This window comes from Pseudomonas delhiensis (assembly GCF_900187975.1).
In the GTDB taxonomy this organism is placed as follows: Bacteria; Pseudomonadota; Gammaproteobacteria; order Pseudomonadales; family Pseudomonadaceae; genus Pseudomonas; species Pseudomonas delhiensis.
On the sequence record NZ_FZPC01000006.1, the window covers coordinates 156,608 to 178,414 of the forward strand.

The 21,807-nt window shown below is 67.1% G+C and carries 20 protein-coding genes; 12 read left to right on the top strand and 8 right to left on the bottom strand.

Going from position 1 to position 21,807, the window contains the following annotated elements; translation table 11 throughout:
- Positions 1–146: 146 nt before the first annotated feature.
- From CHC02_RS07365 to CHC02_RS07375, 3 genes are all read right to left on the bottom strand, one after another.
- Positions 147–779 carry a TetR/AcrR family transcriptional regulator gene (locus CHC02_RS07365; RefSeq protein WP_089390835.1) on the bottom strand — a complete coding sequence of 211 codons (633 nt, stop codon included), beginning with the start codon at positions 777–779 and terminating at the stop codon, positions 147–149.
- 101 nt (positions 780–880) lie between these two features.
- Positions 881–1,939: a polyamine ABC transporter substrate-binding protein gene (locus tag CHC02_RS07370; RefSeq protein WP_089390836.1), complete on the bottom strand. Its 1,059-nt coding sequence runs from the start codon at positions 1,937–1,939 to the stop codon at positions 881–883.
- 206 nt (positions 1,940–2,145) lie between these two features.
- Positions 2,146–3,522 (bottom strand): glutamine synthetase family protein, encoded by a 1,377-nt coding sequence (locus tag CHC02_RS07375; RefSeq protein WP_089390837.1) that lies wholly within the window; start codon positions 3,520–3,522, stop codon positions 2,146–2,148.
- Between the two features lie 277 nt (positions 3,523–3,799).
- On the opposite strand from CHC02_RS07375, the gene CHC02_RS07380 reads away from it, so the two are divergent.
- The 8 genes from CHC02_RS07380 to CHC02_RS07415 all read left to right on the top strand — a co-directional run bounded on the left by CHC02_RS07380 (position 3,800) and on the right by CHC02_RS07415 (position 12,912).
- The gene (locus tag CHC02_RS07380; RefSeq protein ID WP_089390838.1) at positions 3,800–4,552 is read left to right on the top strand and encodes a gamma-glutamyl-gamma-aminobutyrate hydrolase family protein; all 753 of its coding nucleotides are present in this window, start codon (positions 3,800–3,802) and stop codon (positions 4,550–4,552) included.
- Positions 4,553–4,593: 41 nt separating this feature from the next.
- A complete protein-coding gene (locus CHC02_RS07385; protein ID WP_089390839.1) occupies positions 4,594–5,952 on the top strand; it encodes a glutamine synthetase family protein in 1,359 nt (452 codons plus the stop codon).
- Positions 5,953–6,014: 62 nt separating this feature from the next.
- On the top strand, positions 6,015–7,379 hold the full coding sequence (locus CHC02_RS07390) for an aspartate aminotransferase family protein (protein WP_089390840.1): 1,365 nt from the start codon (positions 6,015–6,017) through the stop codon (positions 7,377–7,379).
- Between the two features lie 116 nt (positions 7,380–7,495).
- On the top strand, positions 7,496–8,596 hold the full coding sequence (locus tag CHC02_RS07395; protein ID WP_089390841.1) for a polyamine ABC transporter substrate-binding protein: 1,101 nt from the start codon (positions 7,496–7,498) through the stop codon (positions 8,594–8,596).
- 270 nt (positions 8,597–8,866) lie between these two features.
- Positions 8,867–9,922, top strand: coding sequence for a polyamine ABC transporter substrate-binding protein (locus CHC02_RS07400; protein ID WP_089390920.1), 1,056 nt, complete (start codon positions 8,867–8,869; stop codon positions 9,920–9,922).
- A gap of 58 nt (positions 9,923–9,980) precedes the next feature.
- Positions 9,981–11,135 carry an ABC transporter ATP-binding protein gene (locus CHC02_RS07405; protein WP_074980346.1) on the top strand — a complete coding sequence of 385 codons (1,155 nt, stop codon included), beginning with the start codon at positions 9,981–9,983 and terminating at the stop codon, positions 11,133–11,135.
- A gap of 26 nt (positions 11,136–11,161) precedes the next feature.
- Positions 11,162–12,043 (top strand): ABC transporter permease subunit, encoded by an 882-nt coding sequence (locus CHC02_RS07410; RefSeq protein ID WP_173427895.1) that lies wholly within the window; start codon positions 11,162–11,164, stop codon positions 12,041–12,043.
- A complete protein-coding gene (locus CHC02_RS07415) occupies positions 12,040–12,912 on the top strand; it encodes an ABC transporter permease subunit (RefSeq protein ID WP_089390842.1) in 873 nt (290 codons plus the stop codon). Before CHC02_RS07410 ends, CHC02_RS07415 begins: the two co-directional genes overlap by 4 nt.
- Positions 12,913–13,321: 409 nt before the next feature.
- Here CHC02_RS07415 and CHC02_RS07420 read toward each other — a convergent pair whose 3' ends face one another.
- Positions 13,322–15,712, bottom strand: a complete 2,391-nt coding sequence (locus tag CHC02_RS07420; protein WP_089390843.1) for a penicillin acylase family protein — start codon at positions 15,710–15,712, stop codon at positions 13,322–13,324.
- Positions 15,713–15,817: 105 nt separating this feature from the next.
- Here CHC02_RS07420 and CHC02_RS07425 point away from each other — a divergent pair, with 105 nt between their 5' ends.
- Positions 15,818–16,852 carry an AraC family transcriptional regulator gene (locus CHC02_RS07425; protein WP_089390844.1) on the top strand — a complete coding sequence of 345 codons (1,035 nt, stop codon included), beginning with the start codon at positions 15,818–15,820 and terminating at the stop codon, positions 16,850–16,852.
- An 18-nt stretch (positions 16,853–16,870) separates the two neighbouring features.
- Here CHC02_RS07425 and CHC02_RS07430 read toward each other — a convergent pair whose 3' ends face one another.
- Positions 16,871–17,374 carry a transcriptional regulator gene (locus tag CHC02_RS07430; protein ID WP_089390845.1) on the bottom strand — a complete coding sequence of 168 codons (504 nt, stop codon included), beginning with the start codon at positions 17,372–17,374 and terminating at the stop codon, positions 16,871–16,873.
- A gap of 31 nt (positions 17,375–17,405) precedes the next feature.
- Positions 17,406–18,050, bottom strand: coding sequence for a DUF6436 domain-containing protein (locus CHC02_RS07435; RefSeq protein ID WP_425262386.1), 645 nt, complete (start codon positions 18,048–18,050; stop codon positions 17,406–17,408).
- Between the two features lie 76 nt (positions 18,051–18,126).
- On the opposite strand from CHC02_RS07435, the gene bipL reads away from it, so the two are divergent.
- A complete protein-coding gene (gene bipL, locus CHC02_RS07440; RefSeq protein ID WP_089390847.1) occupies positions 18,127–19,065 on the top strand; it encodes a phospholipase BipL in 939 nt (312 codons plus the stop codon).
- Here bipL and CHC02_RS07445 read toward each other — a convergent pair.
- Entirely contained in the window at positions 19,062–19,790 is a 729-nt protein-coding gene (locus tag CHC02_RS07445; RefSeq protein ID WP_089390848.1) for a hypothetical protein, read from the bottom strand. The two genes, bipL and CHC02_RS07445, sit on opposite strands and share 4 nt — an antisense overlap.
- Positions 19,791–19,888: 98 nt before the next feature.
- Between CHC02_RS07445 and CHC02_RS07450 the strand changes: the two genes are divergently transcribed.
- On the top strand, positions 19,889–20,512 hold the full coding sequence (locus CHC02_RS07450) for a 2OG-Fe(II) oxygenase (protein ID WP_089390849.1): 624 nt from the start codon (positions 19,889–19,891) through the stop codon (positions 20,510–20,512).
- 3 nt (positions 20,513–20,515) lie between these two features.
- Here CHC02_RS07450 and CHC02_RS07455 read toward each other — a convergent pair whose 3' ends face one another.
- Entirely contained in the window at positions 20,516–21,073 is a 558-nt protein-coding gene (locus tag CHC02_RS07455; RefSeq protein ID WP_089390850.1) for a DUF6160 family protein, read from the bottom strand.
- 192 nt (positions 21,074–21,265) lie between these two features.
- On the opposite strand from CHC02_RS07455, the gene CHC02_RS07460 reads away from it, so the two are divergent.
- Positions 21,266–21,760 (top strand): 2-thiouracil desulfurase family protein, encoded by a 495-nt coding sequence (locus CHC02_RS07460; RefSeq protein ID WP_089390851.1) that lies wholly within the window; start codon positions 21,266–21,268, stop codon positions 21,758–21,760.
- The last annotated feature ends 47 nt before the right edge of the window (positions 21,761–21,807 follow it).

A 21,807-nucleotide genomic window follows, 5' to 3' on the forward strand; every position in this document is an offset into this window, starting at 1 on the left:
TATTTTTCTGGCTCGGCACCGAATCCGACGGAAAGACGGATAAATATCGGACTTAAAGCTACAAGCGATAAGCCCCAAGCCGCAAGCGAAAGCAGCTCCTGCTCCTGCTTGCAGCTTGAAGCTTGCCGCTTACAGCTGTCGTTTTCCTACAGCTGCCGTTTAGGCAAAAACGGCGGCAGATACAGCGACAGATAGGCATCGAACACCCGCATGCCTTCCTCGGCCAGGCGCGGTTCGATGCGGCCGTGGCGTTGCATCGAAAGGGCGTAGACGCGGTCGCCCAGTTCCATGGCCAGGCTGAACACTTCGATGTCCGCCGGCAGTTCGGGCAGGTGGAAGTGGCGGTCGAACAGCGCCTGCATGGAGCGGCCCAGTTCCATGTCGTGCTGGCGGTCGGCGAGGGTCACCTCGGCCAGGCCGTGGCTGGCGAGGATCAGCTGGCGCGCCGCGGCGTCGGCGGCGTAGACGGCGAGCATGCGCTCTTCCACCAGCCGCGAGAGGTCGCGCCAGTCGCGCAGGGCCTCGTGGTCCACCGGCGCCGCCAGGCAGGCGCGGAAGGCGGCGTGGACTTCGCCGGTCAGCGCCTGCAGCAGCGCCGGCACGCTGGGGAAGAAGTGGTAGACCGAGGACGGCGGTATGTCCGCCCGCTCCGCCACGGCGTAGATCGACAGGCCGGCGGTGCCGTCTTCGGCGAGCAGGGCGCGGGCGGCGTCGAGGATGCTGGCGATGCGCGCCTGGCTGCTGGCGCGGGGCTTGCGGGAGCTGGTGGGGGCGGGCATGGGGTTCTCCGGGCATGAGCGGCTATTGGACTTCAGCTCAGGCGCCCGGAGCAAGTTCGCAGGCTTGGCGCCGCAGGGGCGTGGCGGCGCGCCGCTGGCCGTCAGTGCTCGGCCAGCAGCTTGTCCCAGGTTTCCTTGAACACCGGGGCGGTCTTCTGCGGGGCGGTTTCCAGGGCGAACAGGCGGCGCTTGGTCTCCTGGTCCGGGTACAGGCCCGGCTGCTGGCGCAGCTCGGCGTCGAGGAAGGCCGCGGCGTCGACGTTGGCGTTCGGGTAGAGGGTGGCGGCGGTGACCTGGGCGGCGACCTTCGGCTGCAGCATGAAGTCGATGAAGCGCAGGGCCAGGTCCGGGTGCTGGGCGCTGCTGGGCACCACCAGGTTGTCGATGAACAGCACCGAGCCTTCCTGCGGCACCACGAAGTGCACCGGCTGCCCGGCGCGGGCCGCGTGCAGGGCGTCGCCGACCCAGGCCATGGCCACGCACAGCTTGCCGTCGTTGAGGTCCTGGATGTAGCGCTCGCTGTCGATGTAGCGCAGGTTCGGGCGCAGCGCCTCGAGCACCTGGCCGGCGCGGCGGATCTGCGTCGGCGCGCTGCGGGCGAAGTTGCGCCCCTGGTAGTTCATCAGCACCGAGAAGGTCTCGTCGGGCGCGTCCAGCAGGCTCATGCCGCAGCCCTTCAGGCGCGCGCTGTACTGCGGGTCGAACAGCAGGCCCCAGCTGTCCGGCACCGGCCCGCCCAGGGCCTTCTCGGCCTGCGGCTGGTTCACCGCCAGGCCCACGGCGCCCCACAGGTAGGGCACGGCATGGCGGTTGTCGGGGTCGACGGCGGCCAGCTTGCTCATCAGTTGCGGGTCGAGGTGGCTGCGGTTGGGCAGGCGGGTGAAGTCCAGCGGCTGGATCAGCTTGTCCTTGATCAGCTGCGGCAGGTCGTTGTGGGAGGGGACGGCGACGTCGATCTTCTCGCCGGCGCGCAGTGCCTTGTCCAGTTCTTCGGCAGTGCTGTAGGTGTGGTACTCGACACTCACGCCGGTGGCCTTCTCGAAATCCTTGAGCGCTTCCGGGGCGATGTAGTCGTTCCAGTTGTAGACGCGGATGACGTCCTGGGCCTGGGCGAGCAGCGGGCAGAGCAGCAGCAACAGCGGGGCGAGCAGGCGTGGCATTGGCATTCTCCCTGTATGTCAAGGCACAGCATGGACGGCCGGCGGCCATTCCGGGGCTTGGTTGCGGCGTGGAGCGGCAGAGCAGGGTGAGGCGAGGTAAACCCGCCCGGCCGGGAAGGCATGGCGCAGTCGTGCACTGCGGCCGCCCGGCGGGCAAGGCGGTCGGACGAACGCCGGCGCGGGGCCGGCGTTGTCCGGGGTGCTTCTTATACGGTGTGCAGGTACCAGTTGTACTCGAGGTCGGAGATCGAATACTCGAACTCCTGCAGCTCGTGTTCCTTGCACGCGACGAAGATGTCGATGTACTCGGGGCTGATGTACTTGTTCATCACGTCGCTGTCGTCCAGCTCGCGCAGGGCATCGCGCAGGTTGTTCGGCAGGCTCTGCTCCAGCTGCTCGTAGGCGTTGCCCTCGATGGGCGCGCCCGGCTCGACCTTGTTGGTCAGGCCGTGGTGGACGCCGGCGAGAACCGCGGCCAGCAGCAGGTAGGGGTTGGCGTCCGCGCCGGCCACCCGGTGTTCCAGGCGTACCGCTTCCGGCGCGCCGGTGGGCACGCGCAGGGCCACGGTGCGGTTGTCCAGGCCCCAGCTCGGCGCGTTCGGCACGAAGAAGGCCGAGCCGAAGCGGCGGTAGGAGTTGACGTTCGGGCAGAGGAAGGCCATGGAGGCCGGCAGGGTCTCGAGCACACCGCCGATCGCGTGACGCAACGCGGCGTTCTGCTCGGGATCCTCGCTGGCGAAGATGTTCCTGCCGTCCTTGTCCAGCAGCGACACGTGGACGTGCAGGCCGTTGCCGGCCTGGCCCGGGTAGGGCTTGGCCATGAAGGTCGAATCCATCTCGTGGTCGTATGCCACGTTCTTGATCAGGCGCTTGAGCAGCACCGCATAGTCGCAGGCCTTGAGCGCGTCGTTGACGTGGTGGAGGTTGACCTCGAACTGCGCCGGGGCGCTTTCCTTGACGATGGCGTCGGCCGGGATGCCCTGGGCGCGGGCGCCGTCGATGATGTCCTGCAGGCAGTCGGCGTACTCGTCGAGGTCGTCGATGGAGTAGACCTGCACCGATTGCGGGCGCTTGCCGGAGATGGGCGAACGCGGCGGCTGCGGGCGGCCGTTCACGTTCTCCTGGTCGATCAGGTAGAACTCCAGTTCGAAGGCCGCGACTATGCTCAGACCGATGTCGGTGAATTTCTGGATGACCTGGCGCAGGACTTCACGCGGGTCGGCGAAGAAGGGCGCGCCTTCCATTTCATGCATGGTCATCAGCAGTTGCGCGGTCGGGCGCTTCTGCCAGGGTTCCATGGCTATGGTGTCGGGGATGGGATAGCAGACACGGTCGGCGTCGCCAATGTCCAGGCCAAGGCCGGTGCTTTCAACGGTGGAGCCAGTGATGTCGAGGGCAAACAGCGAGGCGGGGAGATTGATGCCTTTCTCGTAGACTTTCGGCAGGTTGGTGCGCTCGATGCGCTTGCCGCGAACCACGCCATTCATATCTGCAATAAGGAGGTCGACGAACTGGACCTCGGGGTGTTCCTTCAGGAACTCGGTCGCTTCTGAGAGCGGAACGGCACTCGGGGGTACCGACATGGTGCAACACCTTTATTGTTAAAAATATCAATCATGCGGGGGCTAGGCTGTGAGTCAATCCGAAAGGCCTGTTGATGTCAATAGCGCCACTTCCTGCCCGCTTATGGTGCAAGGTGGCCATTTCTGGGGCATTTCGGCTTGTCTCAGGGGCCGTGAAAGCGTGTTGTCATGGGATGTTCAGCGAGGCGTGTGCGATTTTTTACAGGGCTATTGTGTAAAAAAATGAACAGCGCTAAGCTCGGTCGCAACCCATAACACTTACAAGCACGGGTGTCCCATGTCTCGCCTGCCGTCAATAGGCGTGACCGCCTGCGTCAGGCAAGTCGGTCATAAAACCAGCCATACCGTCGGCGACAAATACGTCCGCGCCGTGGTGGCCGGGGCCAATGGTCTACCGCTGATCATTCCCGCCCTGGGCGAGGCTCTCGACCAGGACACCTTGCTCTCCAGCCTCGATGGGCTGCTGTTCACCGGATCACCGTCGAACATCGAGCCTCATCATTATAGTGGGCCCGCGAGCGATGCAGGCACTTTGCATGACATCGCCCGAGACGCTACTACACTGCCGCTCATTCGCGCTGCGATCGCCGCTGGCGTGCCGGTACTCGGCATCTGCCGCGGTTTCCAGGAGATCAACGTGGCACTCGGCGGCACGCTGCACCAGAAGGTGCACGAAACTTCAGGACTCATGGACCACCGCGAGCCGGACGACGAGCCGGTCGAGGTGCAATACGCCCCGCGCCACGTCGTCGACGTGCAGCCGGGCGGCATTCTCGCCGGCATCGGCTTGCCGGCGCAGATCCAGGTCAATTCCATTCATGGCCAAGGCGTTGCACGTCTGGCGCCGGGCCTTCGCGTAGAAGCACTGGCGCCTGACGGGTTGGTCGAAGCCTTCTCCGTGGAGGGTGCCAGGGCCTTCGCCCTCGGCGTGCAGTGGCACCCGGAGTGGCAGGTCCGATCCAATCCCAACTATCTCGCCATCTTCCAGGCATTCGGCAAAGCCTGCAGCAAGAGGGCGGGGCAACGTTGAGTCCGGCGGTTGGGGCCGGGCTCTCACACCCTGAGGTCTTTATGACTACCAAGCTAGACCAGCTGACCGGCTGGCTGAAGGAACGCAAGATCACCGAAGTGGAATGCATGATCGCCGACCTGACCGGGATTGCCCGGGGCAAGATCGCGCCGACCAACAAGTTCCTCAACGAGAAGGGCATGCGCCTGCCGGAGTCCGTGCTCCTGCAGACCGTGACCGGTGATTACGTCGAGGACGACATCTACTACGACCTGCTGGACCCGGCCGATATCGACATGGTCTGCCGCCCGGACGAGAATGCCGTGTTCCTCGTCCCCTGGGCCATCGAGCCCACCGCGATGGTCATCCACGATACCTACGACAAGCTCGGCAACCCCATCGAGCTGTCGCCGCGCAACATTCTCAAGCGCGTGCTCAAGCTCTACGCCGACAAGGGCTGGAAGCCGATCGTGGCGCCGGAGATGGAGTTCTACCTGACCAAGCGCAGCGACGACCCCGACTACCCGCTGCAGGCCCCCGTGGGCCGTTCCGGGCGCCAGGAGACCGGCCGCCAGTCCTTCTCCATCGACGCGGCGAACGAATTCGACCCGCTGTTCGAGGACATGTACGACTGGTGCGAGGCGCAGGGCCTGGACCTGGATACCCTGATCCACGAGGAAGGCACCGCGCAGATGGAGATCAACTTCCGTCACGGCGATGCCCTGGACCTGGCGGACCAGATCCTGGTGTTCAAGCGCACCATGCGCGAGGCCGCGCTCAAGCACAACGTGGCCGCGACCTTCATGGCCAAGCCGATGACCGGCGAGCCGGGCAGCGCCATGCACCTGCACCAGAGCATCATCGACATCAAGACCGGCAAGAACATCTTCTCCAATGCCGACGGCACCATGAGCGAGCTGTTCCTGCACCACGTCGGCGGCCTGCAGCGCTTCATCCCCGAGGCCCTGCCGCTGTTCGCCCCGAACGTCAACTCGTTCCGCCGCTTCCTGCCCGACACCTCGGCGCCGGTGAACGTCGAGTGGGGCGAGGAGAACCGCACCGTGGGCCTGCGCGTGCCGGATTCCAACCCGGAGAACCGCCGCGTGGAAAACCGCCTGGCCGGCGCCGACGCCAACCCGTACCTGGCCCTGGCCGCCAGCCTGCTGTGCGGCTACATCGGCATGGTCGAAGGCATCAAACCCAGTGCCCAGGTCAAGGGCCGCGGCTACGAACGCCGTAACCTGCGACTGCCGCTGACCATCGAGGCGGCACTGGAAACCATGGAAGGCAGCAAGACCCTTGAACAGTACCTGGGCAGCAAGTTCATCCGCGGCTACGTCGCGGTGAAACGTGCCGAACACGAGAACTTCAAGCGGGTGATCAGTTCCTGGGAGCGGGAGTTCCTCCTGCTGTCCGTCTGATCGGCGTGGGGTCCGGCCCTGCCGGCCGGGCCCCGTGTTCATTACAGAGAGGTTTTACCAAAATGACGAAACAGACCAGCGCCCAGACCCAACACTGGCAGGCGCTCAGCCGCGAACACCACCTGGCTCCGTTCACCGACTACAAGCAGCTGAACGAGAAGGGTGCGCGCATCATCACCAAGGCCGAGGGCGTGTACCTGTGGGACAGCGAGGGCAACAAGATCCTCGATGGCATGGCCGGCCTGTGGTGCATGAACGTCGGCTATGGTCGCAAGGAGCTCGCCGAGGTCGCCTACAAGCAGATGCTCGAGCTGCCCTACTACAACCTGTTCTTCCAGACCGCGCACCCGCCCGTGCTGGAGCTGGCCAAGGCCATCGCCGACATCGCCCCCGAAGGCATGAACCACGTGTTCTTCACCGGCTCCGGCTCGGAGTCCAACGACACCGTGCTGCGCATGGTCCGCCACTACTGGTCGATCAAGGGCAAGCCGCAGAAGAAGGTGGTCATCGGCCGCTGGAACGGCTACCACGGCTCCACCGTCGCCGGCGTCAGCCTCGGCGGCATGAAGGCCCTGCACGGCCAGGGCGACCTGCCGATCCCGGGCATCGTGCACATCGCCCAGCCCTACTGGTACGGCGAGGGCGGCGACATGTCGGCGGAAGAGTTCGGCGTCTGGGCCGCCGAGCAGTTGGAGAAGAAGATTCTCGAAGTCGGCGAGGAGAACGTCGCCGCCTTCATCGCCGAGCCGATCCAGGGCGCCGGTGGCGTGATCGTGCCGCCGGAAACCTACTGGCCGAAGATCCGCGAGATCCTCGCCAAGTACGAGATCCTGTTCATCGCCGACGAAGTCATCTGCGGCTTCGGCCGTACCGGCGAGTGGTTCGGCAGCCAGTACTACGGCAATGCCCCGGACCTGATGCCGATCGCCAAGGGCCTGACCAGCGGCTACATCCCCATGGGCGGCGTAATCGTCCGCGACGAGATCGTCGATACCCTGAATGAGGGTGGCGAGTTCTACCACGGCTTCACCTACTCTGGTCACCCCGTGGCCGCGGCGGTGGCCCTGGAGAACATCCGCATCCTGCGCGAGGAGAAGATCGTCGAGACCGTGAAGGCGGAAACGGCACCCTACTTGCAGAAGCGCTGGCAGGAGCTGGCCGACCACCCGCTGGTGGGCGAGGCCCGCGGCGTCGGCATGGTGGCCGCGCTGGAGCTGGTGAAGAACAAGAAGACCCGCGAGCGCTTCGAGAACGGCGTCGGCATGCTGTGCCGCGAGCACTGCTTCCGCAACGGCCTGATCATGCGCGCGGTGGGAGACACTATGATTATTTCGCCGCCGCTGGTCATCTCCAAGCCGGAGATCGACGAGTTGATCACCCTGGCGCGCAAGTGCCTCGATCAAACCGCCGCCGTAGCGCTGTCTTGAGTCTTCGACCGGACCTTTGACAGACTGCGCCTGTGCGTTGGCCAGGCTCACCGGGTGGTGAAGGCGGAAAGCCGCCGACGCCACCCGGAACATCAAAAACAATTGGAGCTACCCGCATGTTCAAGACCTTCGGCAAGACCCTGCTCGCCATGACTCTGGCGGGCGCTGTGGCCGGCATGGCACAGGCCGATGACAAGGTACTGCACGTTTACAACTGGTCCGACTACATCGCCCCGAACACGGTCGACGAGTTCACCAAGGCCACCGGCATCAAGGTGGTCTACGACGTCTACGACAGCAACGAAGTGCTGGAGGCCAAGCTGCTGGCCGGCAAGTCGGGCTACGACGTGGTGGTGCCGTCGAACTCCTTCCTGGCCAAGCAGATCAAGGCCGGCGTCTACCAGCCGCTGGACCGTTCCAAGCTGCCGAACTGGAAGAACCTCAACCCGGACATCATGAAGACCCTCGAGGTCAGCGACCCGGGCAACAAGTTCGCCATCCCCTACATGTGGGGCACCATCGGCATCGGCTACAACCCGGACAAGGTCAAGGCCGCGCTGGGCGACAACGCCCCGGTGGACTCCTGGGACCTGGTGTTCAAGCCCGAGAACATCCAGAAGCTCAAGCAGTGCGGCGTGAGCTTCCTCGACTCGCCCACCGAGATGCTGCCGGCGGCCCTGCACTACCTGGGCTACAAGCCGGACAGCCAGGACCCGAAGGAAATCAAGGCCGCCGAGGACCTGTTCCTGAAGATCCGCCCGTACATCACCTACTTCCACTCCTCCAAGTACATTTCGGACCTGGCCAACGGCAACATCTGCGTGGCCATCGGCTACTCGGGTGACATCTACCAGGCCAAGTCCCGCGCGGTGGAAGCCAAGAACAACGTGAAGGTGGCCTACCACATTCCGAAGGAAGGCGCCGGCGCCTTCTTCGACACCGTGGCCATTCCGAAGGACTCCGAGAACCCCGAAGGCGCGCTGAAGTGGATCAACTTCCTGCTCGAGCCGAAGGTGATCGCCGAGATCTCCGACACCGTTTCCTACCCCAACGCCAACGCCGCGGCCACCCCGCTGGTGAACGAGGAAATCCGTAACGACCCGGGCATCTACCCGAGCGACGAAGTCATGAAGAAGCTGTACGCCTTCCCGGACCTGCCGGCGAAGACCCAGCGCCTGATGACGCGCAGCTGGACCACCATCAAGTCCGGCAAGTGACGGCATGGCCCGGCTGCTCGTCTCGAACGGCCGGGCCCTTGCGGAAAGCGGCGGCGCCGCCGCCTTCCGCAACACACGGATCATCTGCAGTGGGATGACCGTTGGTTGCAGCGCTCTCGTTTCCGACCGGGCTGCATTTAGCGCTCGTGCGCGCCACGGAAGGCCCTGAACAAGCTGTAAAAAAGCCAACCAGACAAAGAAGCTTCATAACAACGAGAGGACAGACGTGTGCGCATTCCCTTCCGCAAAACCCTGATAGCGGCAGTCGGCATGCTGGGCCTTGGCGCTTCCGTGGCGCAGGCCGAGCCAACCGTCCACATCTACAACTGGAGCGACTACATCGGCGAGACCACATTGGCCGATTTCCAGAAGGCTACCGGCATCAAGCCGGTCTACGACGTCTTCGACTCCAATGAGACTCTCGAGGGCAAGCTGCTCGCCGGGCACACTGGCTATGACGTGGTGGTGCCTTCGAACAATTTCCTCTCCAAGCAGATCAAGGCCGGTGTCTTCCAGAAGCTGGATCGCAGCCAACTGCCGAACTGGCAGAACCTCGACCCGGCGTTGATGAAACGCCTGGAGAAGGCCGATCCGGGCAACCTCCATGCGGTTCCCTACCTGTGGGGCACCAACGGCATCGGCTACAACGTCGAGAAGATCAAGGCGGTGTTGGGCACCGACAAGATCGACTCCTGGGCCATGCTCTTCGAGCCCGAGAACATGAAGAAGCTGACCAAGTGCGGGGTCGCCTTCCTCGACTCGCCGGATGAAATGTTTCCGGCGGTCCTGAACTACCTGGGGCTGGACCCCAACAGCACCAACGTCAAGGACTACGAGAAGGCCGAGGCCAAGCTGCTGGCCGTACGTCCCTACGTCACCTATTTCCACTCGTCGAAGTACATTTCCGACCTGGCCAACGGCAACATCTGCGTTGCCGCCGGCTTCTCCGGCGACGTATTCCAGGCCGCCAGCCGTGCCGAAGAGGCTGGCAAGGGCGTCAAGATCGCCTACTCCATTCCCAAGGAAGGCGGCAACCTGTGGTTCGACATGCTGGCCATTCCGGCCGATGCGCCCAACGTGAAGCAGGCGCATGCCTTCATCAATTACCTGCTGCAGCCTGAGGTGATCGCCAAGGTCAGCGAGTACGTGGGGTACGCCAACCCCAACAGCAAGGCCGACTCCGTGATGGACCAGGAGCTGCGCAACAACCCTTCGGTCTATCCACCGAAGGAGGTGCTGGACCGCACCTATGTCTCCGTCCCTCTGCCGCCCAAGGTGCAGCGCCTGGAGACCCGTTCCTGGACCAAGATCAAGTCCGGCAAGTAAGCAATCCGAGTACGCCCGGCCGCGGGGGCCGGGCGTCTAAAAGTTGGGAGTTGTGGTAATGGCTATAGCCTCCGGTGCCTACAAGAAAGCCCTCGCGGGCGACCAGCAGCCCAAAGAGGTGTTGGTAAAAATCGACCGGGTCACCAAGCAGTTCGACGAAACCCTTGCGGTGGACAGTGTTTCCCTGACCATCAAGAAGGGCGAGATCTTCGCATTGCTCGGCGGTTCCGGTTCCGGTAAATCCACCCTGTTGCGCATGCTGGCCGGCTTCGAGCGGCCGACCGAAGGTCGCATCTTCCTGGACGGCCAGGACATCACCGACCTGCCGCCCTACGAGCGGCCGATCAACATGATGTTCCAGTCCTATGCGCTCTTCCCGCACATGTCGGTGGCGCAGAACATCGCCTTCGGCCTGAAGCAGGACGGCCTGCCCAAGGCCGAGATCGACAAGATCGTCGAGGAGATGCTCAAGCTGGTGCAGATGACCCAGTACGCCAAGCGCAAGCCGCACCAGCTGTCCGGCGGCCAGCGCCAGCGCGTGGCCCTGGCCCGTTCGCTGGCCAAGCGGCCGAAGCTGCTGCTGCTCGACGAGCCCATGGGCGCCCTGGACAAGAAGCTGCGTTCGCAGATGCAGCTGGAGCTGGTGGAGATCATCGAACGCGTCGGCGTGACCTGCGTGATGGTGACCCACGACCAGGAAGAGGCCATGACCATGGCCCAGCGCATCGCCATCATGCACCTGGGCTGCATCGAGCAGATCGGCAGCCCGATGGACATCTACGAGACCCCGGCCAGCCGCCTGATCTGCGAGTTCATCGGCAACGTCAACATGTTCGACGGCCAACTGGTCGAGGACGTGCAGGACCACGCGGTGATCGCCTGCCCGCAGCTGGAGAACCCGATCTACATCGGCCATGGCATCAGCACCCGTGCCGAAGACAAGCGCATCACCTACGCGCTGCGTCCGGAGAAGGTCATGGTCAGCGCGCAGAAGCCGGAGAACCTCGAGCACGAGGGCTTCAACTGGGCCCAGGGCACCGTCTACGACATCGCCTACCTGGGCGGCCACTCGGTGTACTACATCAAGCTGGCCTCGGGGATGATCGTCCAGGCCTTCATGGCCAACGCCGAACGCCACGTGGCACGCCCGACCTGGGACCAGCCGGTGTACATCAGCTGGTACGACGACAGCGGTGTGGTGCTGCAATCATGAACATCAGCAAATCGCTCATGAAGCGCCTGCCGCGTGGCCGGCACGCCGTGATCGGTGTGCCGTTCATCTGGCTGTTCCTGTTCTTCCTGCTGCCCTTCGCCATCGTGCTGAAAATCAGCCTGGCGGCAGCGGACGTGGCCATTCCGCCGTACACCGAAGTGTTCCAGTACGCCGACCAGACCCTGCAACTGGTGCTGAACCTCGGCAACTACCTGATGCTGACGGACGACCCGCTCTACATCGACGCCTACCTGGGCTCGCTGAAGATGGCGGCGATCAGCACCTTCCTGTGCCTGCTGATCGGCTACCCGATGGCCTACGCCATCGCCCGCGCCAGCAAGGAAATGCAGACCGTCCTGCTGCTGCTGATCATGATGCCGACCTGGACGGCGATCCTGATCCGCGTGTACGCCTGGATGGGCATCCTGTCCAACAACGGGCTGCTCAACGGCTTCCTGATGTGGCTGGGGGTGATCAACGAACCGCTGACCATCCTCAACACCAACCTGGCGGTGTACATCGGTATCGTCTACTCGTACCTGCCGTTCATGGTGATGCCGCTGTACGCCAACCTGGTGAAGCACGACATGAGCCTGCTGGAAGCCGCGTCCGACCTGGGGGCGCGCAACTTCACCAGCTTCTGGAAGATCACCGTGCCGCTGTCGAAGAACGGCATCATCGCCGGCTGCATGCTGGTGTTCATCCCGGCGGTGGGCGAGTTCGTCATCCCGGAACTGCTCGGCGGCCCCGAGACGCTGATGATCGGCAAGGTGCTGTGGCAGGAGTTCTTCAACAACCGTGACTGGCCGGTGGCATCCGCCCTGGCGGTGGTCATGCTGGCGATCCTCATCGTGCCCATCATCCTGTTCAACAAGAACCAAGCGAAGGAACTGGAGGGCAAGGTATGAACAAGCGCTGGTCGTTCTCCAACATCATGCTGGTGTTGGGCCTGCTGTTCATCTACGTGCCGATGGTCATCCTGGTCATCTACTCCTTCAACGGCTCCAAGCTGGTGACGGTGTGGGGCGGCTGGTCGGTGAAGTGGTACGTCGGCCTGCTGGACAACACCCAACTGATCAGCTCGGTGTTCCGCTCCCTGGAAATCGCCGTGTACACGGCGATTTCCTCGGTGGCCCTGGGCACCCTGGCGGCCTTCGTGCTGACGCGCATCCCGCGTTTCCGCGGGCGCACGCTGTTCGGCGGCATGGTCACCGCGCCGCTGGTCATGCCCGAGGTGATCACCGGCCTGTCGCTGCTGCTGCTGTTCGTGGCCATGGCCCAGCTGATCGGCTGGCCGCAGGAGCGCGGCATCGTCACCATCTGGATCGCCCATACCAGCTTCTGCTCGTCCTACGTGGCGGTGGTGGTGTCGGCGCGCCTGCGTGAACTGGACCTGTCCATCGAGGAAGCGGCCATGGACCTGGGCGCCAAGCCCTGGAAAGTGTTCCTGCTGATCACCATCCCGATGATCGCGCCTTCGCTGGCGGCCGGCGGCATGATGTCCTTCGCCCTGTCGCTGGACGACCTGGTGCTGGCCAGCTTCGTGTCCGGCCCCGGCTCCACCACCCTGCCGATGGAAGTGTTCTCCGCCGTGCGCCTGGGTGTGAAGCCGGAGATCAACGCGGTGGCCAGCCTGATCCTGCTGACCGTCTCGCTGTTCACCTTCTTCGCCTGGTACTTCACCCGCCAGGCCGAGGAGCGCCGCAAGCGTGCCATCCAGGAGGCCATGGAAGCCACGGCCACCGACTGGCAGAAAGGTTCGCCGGCCACCGCCTGACGTCGTCTTGTCGGCCGGCTGCAGCCGGTGCCTGCGAAAGCCATGGGCCACCTTCGGGTGGCCCATGTTTTTTGGGGATGCGGACATATGCCGAAGGGCAAGAAGAATCTGTTTTTTCAGAAGAATCTGACAGTCAATCGCTGCAACTTCCGCGCATTTGCCAACTACTATTCAGTGTGTCCGTTGGCGGTTGCCGGCTATTCCCCGCAGCTTGGTCGGCCTCCGTGATCCCGGGCAACTTGCCAGTGCTTACCACAGCACCCAGGCGGGAGGTGGCGCGCAAATACAACACCCCGACAGTTATCCCTAGGGGGAATAACGCGCCAGGGAGCTTCGGCGCCTCCCGCAGTCCCTTCTCACGGAAACGACGAACCCCGCATTGCGCGGGGTTCGTCGTTTCCGGCGCCAGCTAGCGGCCTTGAGGCACCAGCCTGAGCAGGCCATGGCTGTTGGCGGCGACCTCGTCGGGCTGGAAATGCTCGGCGTGGTAGCGGCCTTCGACGTAGTCCTCGGCCTGGTCCTTGTAGTGCGCATCGAACGGCACGCCGCTCTGGCCCACCGGGTTGATGCCCAGGGCGTGGGTCGGGTCGGCGAAGTCCACCAGGCGCCGCGTCGAGGGCCCGTAGGTGACGGCCCAGGGCGCCGGGCCGATGGGCGCCGAGAGGTTGTTCGGCACCTCGTGGCTGCCGGGGGCGGCGAAGGGGCCGATGTTGAACAGGCGGTCCAGCGGCTTCTGCATGCCCAGCGGGTGCACGTGGGTGAGGGTGTGCGCCTCGCCCCATTTCCACTTGGCCGGGTCCTGGCCGAAGGTGTCGCGCAGGTGCGCAAGGCTCGCCTGCCAGGCGGCCCTGACGATGTCCGCGCGGCTTTCCTTCTGCGCCGTGCCGCGGTCGTCCCACCAGGGCGAGGCGTCGTCGGCGGCCAGCCGCGGCAGGGCGCTGTCGATCGCCCGGGTGCTCAGCAGGGTGTTGAAGAAGGCGTCGCCCATCTCGTCGTGCATGGCGGCGTAGGCCAACTGGTAGAGGAACTGGCTGAACAGGGTGGCGGCCACCGAGTCCAGCGGGTAGTCGCCCTTCCAGGCCGCCAGTTGCTCCACCAGCGCCTTCTCCTGGTCGCCGGCCGCCACCTGGCGCAGGCTCGGCAGCAGCGGGGCCAGGGTGCGCGGGCCGTAGTCGGTGCCGGTGTCCAGCTGCAGCGCCTGGCTGTTCTGCAGGTCCCACTTCACCGAGGTGTCGGCCAGGCGGTGGTCCAGGCGCTGGCCGCGGTCGGCCAGGTTGTAGTAGCCGGGGATCGGCCGGCCGTTGGCGGGCACCGGCTGGAAGTTGGCCGAGACGATGTAGCCGCGCGCCGGGTTCTCCTCGTGGGGGTTCTCGACGAAGGGGTAGAAGCCGTCCTTGTCCGCCACGGCGGTGCTGCCGTCGAGGATGAAGTTCGGATCGACGCCGGCCGGGCGCCGCGGCAGCTGCGCCGAGGCCCACCAGGCGATGTCGCCGCGGGCGTTGGCCCAGACCACGTTGAGCCCCGGCGCGTGGATCTGCGCGGCGGCGGCGCGGGCCTTGTCCAGGGTGTCGGCGCGGTCGAGGTGGTAGAAGGCGTCCAGCAGCGGGTTCTCGGTCTGCAGGAAGCCCCACCACATGGCGATGGGCGTCTTGCCGGAGGCGGCGCCCAGGGCGTCGTTGACGATCGGCCCGTGGGGCGAGCTGCGCAGCACCAGCCTGACCGGCGCCTGGCCCTTGACCGCGATGCTCTGCTCCTCGCGCTGCAGGTCCACCCACTGGCCGTGGTACCAGACCTGCTCGGGGTTGGCCGGGTTGGTCTTCTCGGCCACCAGGTCCATGTCGTCGTTCTGGAACATGGTCAGGCTCCAGCCGAAGTCCTTGTTGTGGCCGAGCATGGCGAAGGGCACCAGGGCCTGGTGGTGGCCGTAGAGTTCGAAGCCCGGGGCGCTGAGCTGCGCCTCGTACCACACCGAGGGCGCGGCGAAGCGGATGTGCGGGTCGCCCGCCAGCAGCGGCCTGCCGCTGCGCGTGCGGCTGCCGGAGACCACCCAGGCGTTGCTGCCCTCGTACTGCGGCAGGCCGGCGGCCTCCAGGGCCTGCTGGCTGATCTGCGCCAGGGCGCCGAGGTCCTTCCAGTCGCCGGCGGCCAGCGCGGTGGGCCGCTGCAGCACGCCCTCCGGGTGCCAGGCCAGGTCGAAGGCCTTCAGGTAGTCGGCGCCCAGGTCGTCGCGGATGTAGGTGAGCACCGGCTCGGTGCGCAGGGCCACGGCGAAGCTGTAGGCCAGGTAGCCGGACACGGCGAGGGTGTCCTCCACCGTGAACGGCCGCTTGGGAATGCCCAGCACGTCGAACTCCAGCGGCTTCGGGTGGCTGGCCTGGTACTGGTTGATGCCGTCCAGGTAGGCCTCCAGGGCCTTCCAGGCCGGCGACTGGCGGTCCTGGCGGGCGGCGTACTCGGCGGCATGGCTGCGCAGGCGCAGGGTGCGGAACAGGCGGTCGGTGTCCACCAGCCTGGGCCCCAGCACCTCGGCCAGTTCGCCGTTGGCCAGGCGGCGCAGCATCTCCATCTGGAACAGCCGGTCCTGGGCGTGCACGTAGCCCAGCGCGCGGTACAGGTCGCTTTCGTTCTGCGCACGGATGTGCGGCACGCCACGCTCGTCGTAGCGCACCTCGACCTCGGCCTGCAGCCCCGGCAGCCCGGCCAGGCCGTCGCGGGTCGGCTGCTTGCCATGCAGGTACCAGGCGCCCCCGGCGGCGGCCGCCGCCACCAGCACGGCAAGAACGGTCAACGTACGTTTCATGCAAGGCTCTCCCTGTTGTTCTGCGCGGATTCTGCGCATTCGCGCCGGGCGCTTGCATTGACCAAACGCCCGCAAGCTGCAAGTCTTCGGTCAAAAGGAGGCCGCATGCCCGCTGCGCGCGCACCACTCACCCACTCGGCCACCCTGCGCCGCCTGCTCTACGAGGCCCTCGCCAGCCTGGGGCTGGAGCCGGCGCGCATCTACCGCCAGGCGCTGCGCCGGGTGCGCCTGGCGCCGGTGAGCGCCGACGGCCGCCTGCTGCACGACGAGGTGCCGCTGTTCTGGGCGGCGCTGCCGGAGCTGAGCGGCGACGCGGACATCGGCCTGCACCTGGGCGAGGCGATGAAGCCGCGCCTGCTCGACGTGGTCGGCTACCTGCTGCTCGCCAGCCGCGACCTGGAGCAGGCGCTGCACAGCTTCCTGCGCTTCCAGCACATCCTTTCCGGCGGCCTGGCCGCGCAGTTGCGCGAGGAGGGCGAGCAGGTGCGGCTGGTGCTCGACATCCACTACCGCGACTGCCCGCCGCTGCGCCAGCAGATGGAATGCCTGCTGCTGCTGTTCATCAAACTGCTGAAGGCGGTCACCGACGACGAGTTCGCCTGTTCCGCCATCGAGTTCCGCCACGCCGCGCCCCGGCGCCTGGCCGAGCACCGCCGGCTGTTCGGGCTGACGCCGCGCTTCGCCTGCGAACACGACGCCCTGCTGTTCCCCCGCGCCCTGCTGCGGCGCCCGTCGCGCACGGCCAACGCTGCCTTGCACGGCGTGCTCACCCGGCATGCCGAGGAGGAACTGCAACGCCTGCAGGAGAACGACCTGCTCAACCGCCTGCGCTACCTGCTGGCCCACCGCCTGGGCCGCGAGCCCTGTACCCTGGAGGCCTGCGCCGAGCTGCTGGGGCTGCCGGCCGGGGCCCTGCAGCGCAGCCTGGCCGGGCAGGGCAGCGGCTTCCGCGAGCTGCACGAGGAAGTGCGCCGCCAGCGCGCCACCGAACTGCTGGCCGAGGGCGTGGCCATCCGCGAGGTTGCGCGGACCTGCGGCTTCGCCGAGCTGTCGCCGTTCTACCGCGCCTTCCGGCGCTGGTTCGGGGTGCCGCCGGAGGCCTACCGGCGGCGCTTGTGGGAGATGGCGCAGGCACGCTGAGGCGTGCCCGCGCCGGGCTCATTCGGCCAGCGGGATCTCGCGGGACACGTCCAGCAGGGCCATGGCGTCGAGCTGTGTCTCGATCTGCAGGAAACGCATGGCGCGCGTCGGCGAGACGGCCTTGGCCATGCGCGTGATGTAGCGGTTGCGCAGGTCCAGGCGCATCTGCTGGAGCTTCTCGGCGCGCTTGATCAGCTTGCTGGCGTCGGCATCGGCGACCTTGCCGGTGTTGTAGGACCTGGCGTAGTCGAGGATCAGCGCCAGGTGCTGCTTGCTCAGCTTCTCGGCTTCGCTGCGGTAGGTGTTGTAGATCGGCCAGAACGCCTCGCCTTCCTTGTCAGTGAGGTTCATGTTGGCTTCGACGATGCGTTTGCGCTTGTAGTCGATGTCGGCCAGGCGGTTGTCGATCTCGGCCTTGTGCTCGGACATCACCTGGTCGGGGTTGGGCGCCGGGTCGTCGGCGACGGCCAGTGTCGGCAGGGCGAGCAGGGCGCACAGGGCGAGGGCGGGGCGTAGCGGCATGGGAGGCTCCTTGTGGTCGCGCGCCGGCCCTTCATGGGCCGGCTCCGGCAAGTGTAGATGCTGGCGCCCGGCTGTCCGCCCGCCAGGGGCAATAGCAGCCTTGCGCAAGAGTCTGGGTGGCCTGCACCGGGCGGCCGTCGACGAGGGCCTGCAGCACCGGTTCGATGAAGCTGTTGGCCGAGCTGCACACCGCGCCTTCGCTGTAGGGGCCGAAATAGGCCAGGCGGCCCTGGCGGTCCCAGATGGCCACCGCCGGGCTTGCCGGCAGCGCCTCGGCGCCGGGCGGCATGGCCAGCGGCCGCAGGGCCTGGAGGGTGGCGGGCAGGCGGCCCTGGCTGGCGGGCTTCTGCACGGCGAAGAACTGCACGCCGAGCGGCGCGAAGCGCGCCAGCAGCTCGGCCAGGTGCTGCTGGTTGCCGACGTTGCACGGGCAGGCCGGGTCCCAGAAGTGCACCAGGCGGATGGCGCCGGGGCCGGCCAGCCCCGCCGGCAACTGCAGGCCGGCGCCGCTGAACAGCGTCGGCTGGGTGTCGAAGGGGCGGATGTAGCGCTGCTGGAACCAGTGGTAGGCGCCCAGCAGGGTGGCGCCGGCGAGCAGCGCGGCCAGGCTGGCGAGGATGAGCTTGCGGCGGGCAGGCATGGCGAATCCCGGTAAGATAGCCCCCAAGAGTGCCATGCCGCCGCCCGCGGCAGAACGGCCCGGTTGCTGCCGGGCACTCGCCCCAGTGCCACCGTAAACGCGGAAAACCCCGATGCCAGAAGCCTTCCAGCCCGATCTGCTGCGCCAGCGCCTGCGACCCCTGACCGCAGCCGGGCGCGATGGCCAGGTCGCCGCCTACCAGTCCTTCTACGGGCTCGACCTGGCGGCCCGCTACCCGGGCCTGGACAGCCGCCTGGGCTACCTCGAGTGCGCCGGCTACCGCATCGCCGTGCAGACCTGGCGCCCGGCCCTGGCCCGCGGCAGCCTGCTGTTGCTGCACGGCTACTACGACCACATGGGGCTCTACGGCCATGTCGTCGACTGGGCGCTGGGCCTGGGCCTGGCGGTGATCGCCTGCGACCTGCCGGGGCACGGCCTGTCCAACGGCCCGGCAGCCAGCATCAACGACTTCGCCGAATACCAGGCGGTGCTCGCCGGCCTGCTGGACGCGGCGGCGCAGCTGGACCTGCCGCAACCCTGGCACCTCTTCGGGCAGAGCACCGGCGGCGCCATCCTGCTGGACTACCTGCTCACCGGCGCGCCGCGCCCGGAGCTGGGCCACACCCTGCTGCTGGCGCCGCTGGTGCGGCCGCGGGCCTGGGGCTGGTCGAAGCTCAGCTACCAGCTGCTGCGGCCCTTCGTCGATTCCATCCCGCGCAAGTTCACCGACAACTCCAACGACGCCGGCTTCCTCGCCTTCCTCCGCGATCGCGACCCGCTGCAGCCGCGCATCCTGCCCACCGCCTGGGTGGGCGCGCTGGCGCGCTGGATCCCGCACATCGAGGGCGCGCCGCCCAGCCCGCGCAACCTGCTGGTGGTGCAGGGCGACGCCGACGAAACGGTGGACTGGCGCTACAACCTGAGGGTGCTGGAGGAGAAGTTCGAGCGCATCGAGTGCCTGCTGCTCACCGGCGCGCGGCACCACCTGGCCAACGAGAGCGAGGCGCTGCGCCGGCGCTACTTCGACTTCCTCGGCGAGCGCCTGAGCTAGTTGGCGGGGGCGGCCAGCCCGGCCTTCACCGCGGCCAGGGCGGCCTGGTAGTAGGCCTGGCCGGCCGGCGACTCGGCGAAGTCGGCGAACTGCTGCAGCTCGGCGTCGGAGAGGCTGCGGTAGACGTACAGCAGGGTGTTGTCGAGGTCGGCGCCGATCTGCTGCACGACGTTCTGCCGCTGCCCTTCGAGCAGCCCCTGGCCCTGGCCGAGCAGGCCGGGGAGCATCTGGCTGAGGCTGTCGGCGGCCACGCTGGCCAGCGCCATGCTGACCTCGGCGCCCGCCTCGCTGGCCGGCAGGGCCCGGCTCAGGCGCTGGGCGAGCTGCTGGCGCTGCGGCGTGGCCTGCTGGCGCGGCAGGCCGTTGGCGTACTGGGCGAGCTGGTCGCTGCGGGTGGCGAGGGTTTCCGCGGCGGCGATCTTGTGCCCCAGGGGCGATTCGAAGAAGGCCAGCGCCGGCCCGCTGTCCGCCAGGTTCTGGCGCAGCCCGGCCAGCGCCCGGGCATCGATCTGCGCCGGGGCGAAGCGCTGGTTGCTGTTGTTCACCAGGGCCTGGTACAGCGCCGGCGGCAGGTTGGCCTGGTAGCGCTTCTGCGCGGCGTGCAGGGCATCGTTGAAGTGCGCGCGTTGTTCCGGCCAGCCGGCGGCCTGGTACAGGCGCTGGTAGTCGTCGGCCAGGACGGGTAGGCCCAGCATCAGCAGGGCTAGGGCAAACAGTGCACGCAAATCGGGTCCTCCTGGCGACAGTGGCCATCCGCCGCGGCTATTGTCGGCAAGCCCGGCCCCGCTTGTCGAGGCGCTTGTCGCCGGCGTTACAATAGCGCATGAACCCGCATTCCGATTCCTTCCCCCTGCAAAACGCCGTCGGCGACCTGGCCGAACGGGGCTGGTCGCTGCAGCGCGACTTCCTGCCCGCGGACCTGGTCGCCGCCCTGGCCACGGAGTGCCGCAAGCGCGCCGCCGCCGGCGAGCTGGCCTCGGCCTCGGTGGGGCGCGGTGCCGGCCAGGCGGTGCGCGAGGGCATCCGCGGCGACCGCATCCAGTGGCTGGAGCCGGGCCAGGCCGTGGCCTGCGATCGTTACCTGGGGCTGATGGACGAGTTGCGCGTGGCGCTCAACCGCGCGCTGTTCCTGGGCCTGGAGGACTTCGAGTGCCACTTCGCCCTGTACCCGCCGGGCGCCTTCTACCAGAAACACCTGGACCGCTTCCGCGACGATGACCGCCGCAGCGTGTCGGCGGTGCTCTACCTCAACGACGGCTGGCTGCCCGAGCATGCCGGCGAGCTGCGCCTGTACTTCGCCGACGGCAGCCACGACGACGTGCCGCCGCTGGGCGGCAGCCTGGTGCTGTTCCTCTCCGGCGAGTTCCCCCACGAGGTGCTGCCGGCCCACCGCGAGCGCCTGTCTCTGACCGGCTGGTTCCGCCGCCGCGGCGATGCCCCGCTCTAGGGCTCAGTGGCCCCAGACGCGGAGGGTGCCGCTGATGTCCTGGATGTCGCGGACTTCCAGGCTGCCCAGGCGGCTTTCCCCGACGTAGAGGTCGCCGGCGACGCGTACGCGGATGGTCTGCGCCGGCAGGCCGCCGGCATTGAGCTGCTTGTTGATGGTGGTCAGGTCCGGCAGGGTCAGCGCCAGCTGCTGCTGGCCGTTGCTGCCCTGGACCACGTCGACCTGCAGGGTCGGCAGCTCGACGCCGAAGATCGGCAGGCTCAGGCCTAGTTGCGCGGCGCCCAGGGGCAGCGCGCCGCCGCGGCCGTCCGGGCAGACGGCGGCGCTGGTGCAGCCGTTGTCGATCTTCAGGTTGCGCAGCGAGACGCTGCCGCCGTCGTCGACCCAGGCGGCCTTGCCGATGCTCGCCATGACGTCGGCGCGGATGCTCAGGCCTTCCTGGCCGCTGATGCGGCCGAGGTTTTCGTTGTCCAGCGGTTCGAGCGCGGCCTGGCTGGCGCCGGCGGCGCACAGCAGCAGGCCGCCGAGCAGGTGCGGCAGGCTGTCGAGAAACTTGACCATGGTGGCGGTTCCCTCGCGGTGGGCGACATGGCGAGGCAGTCTGCGCGCGATGCGGCCGGCCCGCCATGCCGGCGCGGCAGTTCCAGCCGAAGGATGGGCCCGGCCGCCGTCGGCGGCCCGCCATCGGTTGCCAGGTGACCGGGGCGGATGTGCGGGCTAGTCTGTTGCGATCGAAAAGGGAGCGCTTCGCCCATGCAGAAGATTCTCGTCAGCCGCTGCCTGCTGGGCCACCGGGTGCGCTACGACGGTGGCAGCCACGGCCCCTTCGACCTGCTGGAACGCTGGCAGGCGCAGGGCCGGGTGGTCGCGCTGTGCCCGGAAGTGGCCGGCGGCCTGCCCACGCCGCGGGCGCCGGCGGAGATCCCCGGCGGCCGCGGCGCCCTGGTGCTGGAAGGCCGGGCGCCGGTGGTGACGGTGGATGGTGCGGACGTCACCGGCGCCTTCGTCCGCGGCGCCGAACAGGCGATGGCCCTGGTCGACCGCCACGGCATCCGCCTGGCCATCCTCAAGGCGCGCAGCCCCTCCTGCGGCAACCGCGAGAACTACGACGGCAGCTTCTCCGGCCTGCGCGTGCCTGGCGAGGGCGTCACCGCGGCGGCGCTCAAGCGCATGGGCGTGCTGGTGTTCAGCGAAGAGGAGCTGGACGCGGCGGCGGTCTGCCTGGCCGGCCTGGAAGCCGGCGGCTGAGCGCGCTGTGGTAGCCTGAAAGGCGCGGCGTAGAGCCACCCGACAGC